This is a genomic window from Pseudomonas sp. UBA6699, from assembly GCF_002454615.1.
In the GTDB taxonomy this organism is placed as follows: Bacteria; Pseudomonadota; Gammaproteobacteria; order Pseudomonadales; family Pseudomonadaceae; genus Aquipseudomonas; species Aquipseudomonas juntendi.
Genome location: NZ_DKJF01000032.1, coordinates 1 through 11269 on the forward strand (window position 1 = coordinate 1; position 11269 = coordinate 11269).

Consider the following 11269-nt stretch of genomic DNA (forward strand, 5'->3'; position numbering starts at 1 on the left):
ATTGGCCCGAAACAACGTAGGAGCGAGCGCAGCTCGCGATTGCGCCGCGCGGGCGGCGCTCGCTCTAACAGGCGCTGCCATACCTTGCGGCAAACACCTGTCAGCCCTAAGGCGATCCCTGTGGGAGCTGGCTTGCCGGCGATGGGCCGCAGCGCGGCCCCGGCCAACTCAGGTCAGGAAGCGGTACTGGCCGTACCCTGCACGTTTTTGGGTGCCAACCGGAACACGTGGTACAGCACGGTCAGCAGCACCAGAAATGCCGGGCCGATGTACAGCGCCACCCGGGTGTCCTCGAAGTACGCCATCAGGCCCACCACCAGCACCAGGAACGCCAATGCCAGGTAAGAGCTCAGCGGCCACAACCACATGCGGTACTTCAGCCCCTGGCGCTCGACAGGGGTAAGGCCGGCACGGAATTTCAACTGCGCCAGCAGGATCATCACCCAGGTCCAGATCGCGCCAAAGGTGGCAATCGACGTCACCCAGACGAAGACCTTCTCCGGCACCAGGTAGTTGGCCAGCACACCCAGCAGCAGCGCGCCGATGGACAGCAGCAGCGCATTGCGCGGTACCCCGTTGTTCGAGGTACGGGCGAAGGCCGCCGGGGCCTGGCCGTTCTGCGCCAGGCTATAGAGCATGCGCCCGGTGCTGAAGATGCCGCCATTGCATGAGGACAGCGCCGCAGTGATGACCACGAAGTTGATGATGCCCGCGGCGGTCTTGATGCCCAGGCGCTCGAAGGTCATGACGAACGGGCTGCCCTGGCTGCCAATTTCGTTCCACGGGTAGATCGACAGAATCACGAACAACGCACCGACATAGAACAGCAGGATGCGCCAGAACACCGAGCCGATGGCCTGCGGAATGGTCCTTTGCGGGTTACGGGCTTCACCGGCAGTCAAACCGATCATTTCCACGCCCAGGTAGGCGAACATCACCATCTGCAGCGACATCAGCACGCCGGTCACGCCATTGGGCATGAAGCCGCCGTTGCTCCACAGGTTGGCGATGCCCACTGCCACACCGTCATTGCCCAGGCCGAAGGCAATGATGCCGACGCCGCCCAGCACCATGGCGATGATGGTGACGATCTTGATCAGGGCGAACCAGAACTCGAATTCGCCGAAGGCCTTGACCGCTACCAGGTTGACCGCCCCCATGCTGCCCAGCGCCGCCAGGGCCCAGATCCAGCGGGGCACGTCGGGGAACCAGATTCCCATGTAGATGGCTACCGCGGTAATTTCCGCAACACAGGTCACCAGCCACAGGAACCAGTAGTTCCAGCCAGTAAGAAAGCCCGCCAGCGGGCCGAGGTAGTCCTGCGCATAGCGGCTGAACGAGCCGGCGACAGGGTTGTGCACGGCCATTTCACCAAGGGCGCGCATGATCACCAGAATGGCCAGGCCACCGATGATGTAGGACAGCATGATGGCCGGGCCGGCCATTTCGATGGCCTTGGCCGAGCCTAGGAAAAGACCGACACCGATACAGGCGCCCAGCGCCATCAGACGGATATGCCGTTCGCCCAGTTCACGCTTGAGCGGGCCGCCTTGGGTGGGCTGGCCATGGGCAGGGTGGTTGCCGACTGGCATAGCGATTCAACCTCATTTTGTTATTGGATTTGCCTTCGTGCAGCACCCGCCACGCCGATAGGCGTGGCCTTGGCTTGCCAAGCTGGCCTTTTGGGCCGGCCTGCGGGCCGGGTCAGCGCAACCCGGCAGGGCGAAGGGGCGAGCAGTATAGGAAGACCGCTGAAGGGGTTTTCGCTGTATATCCATGAATAATCAGCGAGTTCTCCGGAGCCCCCGGTACCTTGATCAGCGCCGACAAATGTTTCCGCATACCCGCTCACCGTCTAAGCTTCAGGCAAGCAAGACGAAAATACCTGGCCGGATTGAAGACTATGGGCGCACTGTGGCAATCGGAACCAAGCAGGACGGAAGCACCCGAGACACCGCCGGCCGAGACGCCACAACGCAAGACCCCCCGGCAGCGTCGGCTATGGTGGCGGCTGATCATCCTCATCGTGCTGGTGGCGCTGGTGGCTGTCGGCTTCGCCGCCTACGACGAATTTCGCACGTCCGAGTTGCAGTCGCGGGAATTCAGCAAGCTCGCCAGCACCCTCACCTACTCGCTGCAGCCCGGCCCCAGCGACGCCATCGTCTACCCCGGTGACGGGCCGTTCGACAAACGCCTGGGCTACAGTGCCCTGGGTGAATTTCTGCCGCGCCTGCTCAAGCGTGACTACCTGATCAGCGAACAGGTCAGGTTTTCCCCGGCGTTGATGAACTACGTCGAGCATGGGCTGTTCGTGCCCTATATCGAGAAGATCCAGGCGGGCCTGTCGATCACCGACTGCCGTGGCGACATGCTCTACCAGTACAACTACCCGCAGCACCTGTACCCTGACTTCGCTGCCATCCCGCCCGTGATGGTCAATAGCCTGCTGTTCATCGAGAACCGCGACCTGCTTGACACCCACGACCCGCGCAACAACCCGGCCGTGGACTGGCCGCGCTTCGCCAAGGCCGCCTATAGCCAGGTGGCCAAGTACCTGGCGCTGCCCGGCCAGTCGGCGGGTGGCAGCACCCTGGCCACGCAACTGGAAAAGTATCGCCACTCCCCAGATGGCCTGACCGTGTCGGGGGCCGAGAAGATCCGCCAGATGATTTCGGCCAGCGTGCGCGCGTACCAGGGCGGCCCCGACACCACCGAGGCCCGCCAGCGCATCGTGCGTGACTACCTCAATAGCGTGCCACTGTCGGCCGTGCCTGGGCACGGCGAGGTGCACGGCATGGCCGAGGGGCTGCGGGTGTGGTACGGCGCCGATTTCGACCAGGTCAACCAGGCGCTGACGTCCACCGCCACTGACCCGCAAAGCATGGCGGCGCGTGGCCTGGCCCTGCGCCAGGTGCTGTCGCTGATGATCGCCCAGCGGCGGCCCTCGCATTACTTGTCCAAAGGCCGGGTGGAACTGGCCGAGCTGACCGACTCGCACATCCGCGTGCTGGCCGCCAACAAGGTCATCGAACAGCCACTGGCCGAGGCAGCGCTGGCCAGCAAGGCGGTGTACCGCGACTGGGTGGCGCAACCGACCATCGTGCCCATCGTCACCAACAAGGGTATCAGCCTGGCGCGCAACCGCCTGGCGGCCATGCTCAACCGCCCGCTGTACGACCTCGACCGCCTCGATGTATCGGCTACCAGCACCCTGCAGGCTGACCTGCAATTGCAGGTCAGCCAATACCTGAAAAACCTTGCCGACCCGGCTTTCGCTGCGCAGATCGGCCTGATCGGCGAGCGCCTGCTCACCGCCAAGACCACCGACCAGGTGAGCTACAGCTTCACCCTGTTCGAACGCACCGCCGATGGCTCGCGGGTCAGGGTGCAGACCGACAGTACCGACCAGCCATTCGACATCAACGAAGGCAGCAAGCTGGAGCTGGGCTCCACGGCGAAGTTGCGGGTACTGACGACCTACCTGGAGATCATTGCCGAACTGCACGACAAGTATGCCGGCAAGCCTGTCGCCGAGCTGAAAAAGGTCGACGTCGCCGAGCTTGACCGCATCACCCAATGGTCACTGGATTGGCTGGCGCAGAACAGCAAGAACCAGAGCCTGGATGCCATGCTCGACGCCGCCCTGGAGCGCAAGTACTCGGCCAGCACCGGCGAGGCGTTTTTCACCGGCGGCGGCATGCATGTGTTCAACAACTTCCGCAAGGAAGACAACAGCCGCAACCCCACGCTCAAGGATGCCCTGCGCGAGTCGATCAACTTGCCCTTCATCCGCCTGATGCGCGACCTGGTGCGCTATGTGACCTACCAGCAGCCCTACAACCGCGTACCGCTGCTCAAGGATGACGCCGACCCGCGTCGCCAGGAATACCTGGCGCGCTTTGCCGACAAGGAAGGCACCAACTACCTGATGCGCTTCTGGAAGAAATACCAGCGCAAGACCTCGCAACAGCGCCTGGATACCTTCCTCGACAGCATGCGCGTGACCCCGCAACGGTTGGCCGCCGTGCACCGCTACCTGTTCCCCGAAGCGGGCCAGCAAACGTTCAATGCCTTTGTCCGCGCCTACCTCAAGGGTGACAAGAGCGCCCTGGGCAAACTCAGCGATGGCCGCCTGGCCGAGATGTACGAAGCCTATGGCCCGGGCAAGTACGACCTGCCCGACCAGGGTTACATTGCCAAGGTCCACCCCTTGGACCTGTGGCTGCTCGGCTACCTGCTGAAGAACCCCAGTTCGACCTTGAGCGAGATGGTCAACGCCAGCCGCTTCGAGCGCCAGGAGGTCTACGGCTGGCTGTTCAAGAGCCGCCACCAGGGCGCTCGCGACAGCCGCATCCGCACCATGGTGGAAATCGAAGCGTTCCTCGACATCCACCAGCGCTGGAAGCGCGTAGGCTACCCGTTCGACCACCTGGTGCCGTCACTGGCGACCGCCATCGGCAGCTCGGGCGACCGCCCTGCCGCCCTCTCGGAGCTGGTCGGGATCATCCAGAACGATGGCATTCGCCTGCCTACACTGCGCATCGACACCCTGCATTTTGCCGCCAACACCCCCTACGAGACCAAACTGATCAGCGACCCGGACCGGGGGGTGCGGATTCTGCAGGTCGAGGTGGCACGCGCCCTCAAAGGCGCCATGTCGCAGGTGGTCGATGCCGGCACCGCCCGGCGCATCTCCGGCAGTTTCAAGCTGCAGGACGGCACGCCCCTGGTGATGGGCGGCAAGACCGGTACCGGTGACAACCGCATCGAAAGCTTTGGCGCCGGCGGCCGGCTGATCGGCTCGCGGTCGCTCAACCGTACCGCCACCTTCGTGTTCTTCCTGGGCGAAAACCATTTCGGCACCTTGACCGCGTTCGTGCCAGGGCGTTCGGCAGAGGCATTCAAGTTCACTTCGGCGCTGCCGGTGCAGGTACTCAAGGGCATGGCACCGATCCTCATGCCATACCTGCAGCCGGGCAATCCGAACGCGTGCAAGCCGCCGGAAGTGGCCGCCAACTCGACCACGAAAGCGGACGAATCGAACCATTAGATGAGAATCATCAGCAATTGAGGGCTTGTCTTTAGATATATCTTGAGTAATATCTTACGATATATCGCAAAGAAGGAGCCCCCTATTCCCATGCGTGAACATACCCCCCATGACCCCTTCGAACGGCGCCCCGGGCGCGGCGAACGCGGCCCCCGCGTATTTGCCCCCGGTGACCTCAAGTTGCTGATGCTCGACCTGCTCGCAAACCAGCCCGGCCATGGCTACGACCTGATCCGCCAGATCGAGAACCTGTTCGAAGGCAGTTACAGCCCGAGCCCCGGGGTGATCTACCCCACGCTGAATTTTCTTGAAGAAGCCGAGCTGATCAGCGGCCAGGTGCAGGGCAGCAAGCGCCTGTACGCCATCACCGAGGCCGGCCGCCGTGCACTGGCGGACCAGGCGGTGGCGCTGGACGGCGTGCGCATGCGCATCGAAGTCAGCAAGCGCGCCTTGCGCGGCCACGACCGCCCGCCTGAAATTCACGAAGCGGTGGGCAACCTGCGCCATGCGCTGCACATGCACAGCGGCCGCTGGACACCTGAAGAAATCGATAGGGTTCGCGACCTGCTCAACCACACCGCCACGGCCATCGCTTCCGGGCCGGCCGACGCTGCTACGGAGACGCCCCATGACTAACAGCATTCACCGCGTCAACCACGAGATTCGCCAGCGCCGCCTGCAGGTGCTGCGGGTCACCGAGCTGACGCCGCGCATGCGCCGCATCACCCTCGGCGGTGCCGAACTGCAAGGCTTCACCAGCTTGGGCAGCGACGACCACATCAAGCTGCTGTTCGGCGAAACCCCTGAGCAGCAACAGGCCATTGAGGCCCGCAAGCTGGGCAAGGACAGTGGCGTACGGCCCACCATGCGTGAATACACGCCACGGCGCATAGACCTGGTGGCCAACGAGTTGGACATCGACTTCGTCCTGCATGGCGACGGCCCTGCCTCCACGTGGGCGGCGCAGGCCGCGGTCGGGCAAACCCTGAATATCGCCGGGCCACGCGCTTCACTGGTGGTGCCGGATGTGTTCGACAGCTACTTGCTGATCGGCGATGAAACGGCCATCCCGGCAATCGGCAGGCGGCTTGAGGAGCTGCCCGCTGGCCGCCAGGTGCTGGCGGTGATCCAGATCGAGGATGAGCAGGAGCGCCAGCCGCTGCCGAGCAAGGCGCAGGTCGAGGTGATCTGGGTACGCCGCCACGAGGAAGACCTGCTGGCATTGGTGCAGAACCTGACCTTGCCGCAAGGCCGGTTGTACGCCTGGGTAGCGCTGGAAAAAACCCTGACCCGCCAGGCCAAGGCGCTGCTGCTGGAAAAAGGCGTGCCCGAGGATGCTTTGAAAGCCGCGGCTTACTGGCGGGCCGACGGGGCTGGGGACGACGAATAATCGGCTTCAGCCTGTTACGCCTCTTCGCGGGCAAGCCCGCTCCCACAGGTACATCACCAGCCTTGGAGACGGTGGTATTCCTGTAGGAGCGGGCTTGCCCGCGAAGAGGCCGGCACAGGCTAAACAAACTTTTGCGCCCCACGCCAACGATCCAGCCCCAGCAACACCAGCCCGATCCCCCAGAACCCCGCCAGCACGCCCAGGGCATTGAGCAGCACTTGCCCGTACCCCAGCCTCGCCACATCGATGAACGGGTAGGCGTACAGGCCAATCTCGCTACCCCGCCACAAGGCGTAGCCAAAGTATACGGCCGGGTAGAGTGCCCACAGCGCCAGGTGCCGCAGACGCAAATGGCCCTTGGGCACCTCACACCACCAGTACAAGGCATACAGCGCCGGCATCACATCGTGCAGCAACTCGTCGGCCAGCCATTGCCAGCCCTCTGGCTGCCACAAGTGGCGCAGCAACACGCTGTAGGCCAGCGCTACCAGCACAATGCTCGCGGCCACCGCGGAACTCACCGACGGCGACAGAAAAAAATGCCTGGCCCGGCCTTCGCGGCCAAACGCCGCATAACTGAGCACCGTGGCCACCAAGGTGTTGGTCAACACCGTGAAATAGCCAAACACGTTGATCAGGCCGCCGATCAGGCTGGCCTGCTCCTGCCAACGCGCCAGCAGTACCAGGTACACCTGCACGGTCAGGCCGAACCAGCCCAGCACCGCCATGCCGGTCAGCCAAGGTCGCCGCAGCACGTTCAGGCCTGACGCTGCAGCTTCACGTACAACTGCTCGACCTTTTCCCGCGCCCAAGGGGTTTTACGCAAGAAGGTCAGGCTCGACTTGATCGTCGGGTTGCTCTTGAAGCAACGCACGTCAATGCGTTCGGCCAAGCCCTGCCATTGGTAATGCACCACCAGCTCGGTAAGGATCTGTTCGAGGGTCTTGCCGTGCAGCGCGTTGTGTTGGGCCGTGCTCATGCTGTACTCCGTGGGAAAGATGCGCACCTTACACGAGTGTAGTGGCGGGTGGGATCCGGCGAGGCCGCAGAAAAACGCTGGCCAGGGAAGAAACCTCTATGCTGAAATAGTTATGTTATGTTGTAACATTATATGAGCATCTGCCAAGGAACGTCCCACTCTCATGTTGTCTGCACCGCTTCGCCTTTCCCCCCTTGCCGTCGCGCTCTGGCTGGCCGCTTCGCCCAGCCACGCGGTGGAACTTGAACCCCAGGTGATCACGGCCAACCCGCTGGGCAACCGCCAACTGGCCGCGCCCAGCACCGTGCTCGAAGGCGACAACCTGCTGCAACAGCAGCACGGCAGCCTCGGTGAAACCCTGAACAAGCAGCCCGGTGTCGCCTCGACCTGGTTCGGCCCTGGCGCCAGCCGCCCGGTCATTCGTGGCCTGGATGGCGATCGCATTCGCATCCTGCGCAACGGCGTAGGCGCCCTGGATGCCTCCTCGCTGTCCTACGACCATGCCGTGCCGCTGGACCCGGTGACCGTCGATCGTGTCGAAATCGTGCGCGGCCCAGCCGCACTGCTGTACGGCGGCAACGCCATTGGCGGCGTGGTCAACACCTTTGACAACCGCATCCCGGACGCCCCCATCGAGGGCATTCACGGCGCCGGTGAACTGCGATACGGCGGCGCCGACACCACCCGCAGCAGCGCCGGCAAGCTAGAAGCCGGCGATGGCACCTTCGCCCTGCACCTGGATGCCAACAGCCGTCAGTTCAATGACCTGCGCATTCCTGGCTACGCCCGTAGCGCGAAAGTGCGCGATGCCGAAGAGCCCGGCAGCAAGCACCGCCTGGAAAACAGCGATGGCCGCCAGGATGGCGGCGCCATCGGCGGTGCCTACCACTGGGACCACGGTTACGCCGGCCTGTCGTACAGCCGCTACGACAGCAACTACGGCTCGGTGGCCGAATCCGGCGTGCGCCTGGACATGAAACAGGACCACTACGCCTTCGCCTCCGAACTGCGCGACCTCGACGGCCCGTTCAGCTCGGTCAAGGTCGATGCCGGCTACACCGACTACGAACACAGCGAAATAGAGGAAGGCGAGGTTCACACCACGTTCAAGAACAAAGGCTACGAAGCGCGTATCGAAGCCCGCCACCAGCCGCTCGGGCCGGTAGAGGGCGTGATCGGTGCACAAGTCAGCCGCAACGAATTCTCTGCCCTGGGCGAAGAGGCCTTCGTGCCGCACACCGATACCGACAGCCTGGCGTTGTTCATGCTCGAACAGTGGCAAGCGACCGAGCGCCTGAACCTGAGCCTGGGCGCACGCATGGAACACACCCGCGTGGACCCGGATGCCAAAGGCAACGAGAACTTCGTCGACGCCAACAGCACCAGCAGCTTCAATGCGTTCAGCCTGTCATCGGGCGCGGTGTACCAACTCGACCCGGTCTGGTCGCTGGCGGCCAACCTTGGCTATACCGAACGCGCCCCGACCTTTTACGAGCTGTATGCCAATGGCGCCCACGTCGCCACCGGTGCCTATGAAGTCGGTGATGCCAGCCTGAACAAGGAAAAGGCCATTTCCGCCGACCTGGCGTTACGCTTCGACAACGGTACGCACAAGGGCAGCGTCGGGCTGTTCTACAGCCACTTCCGCAATTACATCGGCCTGATCGGCACCGGCAACCTGCGCGAAGGCGGGCATGATCACGACCACGACGAAGCTGACCATGATCACGACGAAGGTTTCCCGGAGTACCAGTACCAAGGTGTGCGGGCACGCTTCTACGGCATCGAGGCCCAGGACCGCTGGCAGCTGGTCGAGAACCGTTATGGCAGCTTTGCCCTGGAATTGTCGGGTGACTACACCCGGGCCAAGAACCTTGACAGCGGCGAGCCGCTGCCCCGCATTGCTCCGCTACGCCTGAACAGTGGCCTGGTCTGGGAGCTGGACCGCTGGCAGGCCCGGGTGGACGTGCAGCACGCCGCCTCTCAGCACCGCAAGCCGGCCAACGAAAGCAGCACCGATGGCTATACCACCCTGGGGGCCAGCGTCGGCTACCGCTTCGACGTTGGCCAGAGCCAGTGGCTGGCGTTCGTGCGCGGTGAGAACCTGACCGACCAGACCGTGCGCTATGCCAGCTCGATTCTGCGCGATATCGCGCCAGCACCGGGGCGCAGTGTGGAAGTGGGCCTGCGTACCACCTTTTGAAATGGTGGGGGCGCATTGCGCCCCAATCGCCGGCAAGCCATTTCCTACACGTACTGCGCCATACCTGGGTAGGCGCAGGTACTGCGCAGAGCAGACCCCGAAGGGCATTATTACCAATTGAACAATAATGACCTGCGACAATTTGTCTTTTTTTCTGACGCCTTCCCCTATATCCTCCCCGCCGCAAGCTGAAACGCTTCACTGAACTCCCACGTTGCCACATCCATTGAAAGCCTGGCCTTTCGATGCGCTTGCCGTTTTTTCAATAATCAGAAGATAGCGCTATCTCATGCTCCAACTGCCCAAAACCTGTTACATAGGCGTCGCCCTTGCTGCCTTGGCGACCCCCACCTGCGCCAGCGAAATGTTCGCCAACGACTCCCCGTGGATGCTCGGCGACTGGGGCGGCACCCGCACCCGGTTGCTTGAACAAGGCTACGACTTCACCCTCGGCTACACCGGCGAGATGGGCAGCAACCTGCACGGTGGCTACGACCATGATCGTACCGCGCGCTACAGCGACCAGTTCACCTTTGGCAGCCACCTGGACCTGGACAAGATCCTTGGCTGGCACGACACCGAAGTGCAACTGACCATCACCGAGCGCCACGGCGACAACATCAGCAACGACCGCATCAATGACCCACGCGTGGGTGGCTTTACCTCGGCCCAGGAAGTATGGGGCCGCGGTGAAACCTGGCGGCTGACGCAAATGTGGATCAAGCAGAAGTACTTCGACGGCGCACTGGACGTGAAATTCGGCCGTTTCGGCGAAGGCGAGGACTTCAACAGTTTCCCCTGTGACTTCCAGAACCTGGCCTTCTGCGGCTCGCAGGTGGGCAACTGGGTGGGTGGCATCTGGTACAACTGGCCGGTCAGCCAATGGGCCCTGCGCGTGCGCTACAACCTCAGCCCCACGTTGTACGCGCAGGTTGGCGTGTTCGAACAGAACCCGTCCAACCTCGAGTCAGGTAACGGCTTCAAGCTCAGTGGCAGCGGCACCCAAGGTGCGGTCATGCCAGTCGAACTGGTATGGAGCCCGCGCGTCAAAGGCCTGAAAGGGGAATATCGCGCCGGCTACTACTACAGTAATGCCAAGGCACACGATGTTCTCAAGGACAGCAACGGCCAGCCGGCAGCCCTGAGCGGCGGCGCCTACCGCAGCAGCTCGAGCAAGCATGGCGTGTGGCTCGGCGCCCAGCAGCAGGTGACTGCACTGGCTTCCGACCATTCGCGTGGCCTGAGCCTATTCGCCAACGCAACGATGCACGACAAGAAAACCAATGTCATCGACAACTATGTTCAGGCAGGACTGGTATTCAAAGGGCCTTTCGATGCCCGCGCCAAGGACGACATCGGCTTCGCCCTCGCCCGCGTGCACGTCAACCCTGGCTACCGCAAGAACGCCCGCCTGGCCAACCAGGCAGCCGGCCTTGACGATTACGACAACCCCGGCTTCCTGCCTGTGCAAGACACGGAATACAGCGCCGAGCTGTACTACGGCATTCATGTGGCCAACTGGCTCACGGTCCGCCCGAACCTGCAGTACATCCGCCATCCCGGCGGCGTGTCGCAAGTTGATGGCGCCCTGGTCGGTGGCCTGAAGATCCAAAGCAGTTTCTGAATTTTTTTGACGTGACGGAGAAC

General features: G+C 63.0%; 8 protein-coding genes. 5 read left to right on the top strand and 3 right to left on the bottom strand.

Annotated features, from left to right (window positions below; genetic code table 11):
- Positions 1-173 precede the first annotated feature (173 nt).
- Positions 174-1592: an amino acid permease gene (locus tag B3361_RS06745; RefSeq protein WP_054905129.1), complete on the bottom strand. Its 1419-nt coding sequence runs from the start codon at positions 1590-1592 to the stop codon at positions 174-176.
- Between the two features lie 311 nt (positions 1593-1903).
- Here B3361_RS06745 and B3361_RS06750 point away from each other — a divergent pair, with 311 nt between their 5' ends.
- The 3 genes from B3361_RS06750 (at position 1904) to B3361_RS06760 (ending at position 6440) form a co-directional block, all read left to right on the top strand.
- Positions 1904-5050 (top strand): transglycosylase domain-containing protein, encoded by a 3147-nt coding sequence (locus B3361_RS06750; RefSeq protein ID WP_054905128.1) that lies wholly within the window; start codon positions 1904-1906, stop codon positions 5048-5050.
- A gap of 90 nt (positions 5051-5140) precedes the next feature.
- Positions 5141-5686, top strand: coding sequence for a PadR family transcriptional regulator (locus B3361_RS06755; RefSeq protein WP_054905127.1), 546 nt, complete (start codon positions 5141-5143; stop codon positions 5684-5686).
- Complete coding sequence (locus tag B3361_RS06760; protein WP_054905126.1) at positions 5679-6440, top strand: siderophore-interacting protein; 762 nt, start codon at positions 5679-5681, stop codon at positions 6438-6440. The genes B3361_RS06755 and B3361_RS06760 overlap by 8 nt, the downstream gene beginning before the upstream one ends.
- A 119-nt stretch (positions 6441-6559) precedes the next feature.
- On the opposite strand, the gene B3361_RS06765 is transcribed toward B3361_RS06760, so the two are convergent.
- Positions 6560-7195 (bottom strand): Pr6Pr family membrane protein, encoded by a 636-nt coding sequence (locus tag B3361_RS06765; RefSeq protein ID WP_054905125.1) that lies wholly within the window; start codon positions 7193-7195, stop codon positions 6560-6562.
- Between the two features lie 2 nt (positions 7196-7197).
- Entirely contained in the window at positions 7198-7419 is a 222-nt protein-coding gene (locus tag B3361_RS06770; protein ID WP_009681956.1) for a VF530 family DNA-binding protein, read from the bottom strand.
- Between the two features lie 163 nt (positions 7420-7582).
- On the opposite strand from B3361_RS06770, the gene B3361_RS06775 reads away from it, so the two are divergent.
- A complete protein-coding gene (locus B3361_RS06775; RefSeq protein WP_154211089.1) occupies positions 7583-9622 on the top strand; it encodes a TonB-dependent receptor in 2040 nt (679 codons plus the stop codon).
- Positions 9623-9911: 289 nt separating this feature from the next.
- Positions 9912-11246 (top strand): carbohydrate porin, encoded by a 1335-nt coding sequence (locus tag B3361_RS06780; protein ID WP_009681959.1) that lies wholly within the window; start codon positions 9912-9914, stop codon positions 11244-11246.
- Positions 11247-11269 lie beyond the last annotated feature (23 nt).

Coding starts and splice junctions, on each gene's coding strand:
- B3361_RS06745 (WP_054905129.1), bottom strand. CDS start 1,592: ATGCCAGTCGGCAACCACCCTGCCCATGGCCAGCCCACCCAAGGCGGC.
- B3361_RS06750 (WP_054905128.1), top strand. CDS start 1,904: ATGGGCGCACTGTGGCAATCGGAACCAAGCAGGACGGAAGCACCCGAG.
- B3361_RS06755 (WP_054905127.1), top strand. CDS start 5,141: ATGCGTGAACATACCCCCCATGACCCCTTCGAACGGCGCCCCGGGCGC.
- B3361_RS06760 (WP_054905126.1), top strand. CDS start 5,679: ATGACTAACAGCATTCACCGCGTCAACCACGAGATTCGCCAGCGCCGC.
- B3361_RS06770 (WP_009681956.1), bottom strand. CDS start 7,419: ATGAGCACGGCCCAACACAACGCGCTGCACGGCAAGACCCTCGAACAG.
- B3361_RS06775 (WP_154211089.1), top strand. CDS start 7,583: ATGTTGTCTGCACCGCTTCGCCTTTCCCCCCTTGCCGTCGCGCTCTGG.
- B3361_RS06780 (WP_009681959.1), top strand. CDS start 9,912: ATGCTCCAACTGCCCAAAACCTGTTACATAGGCGTCGCCCTTGCTGCC.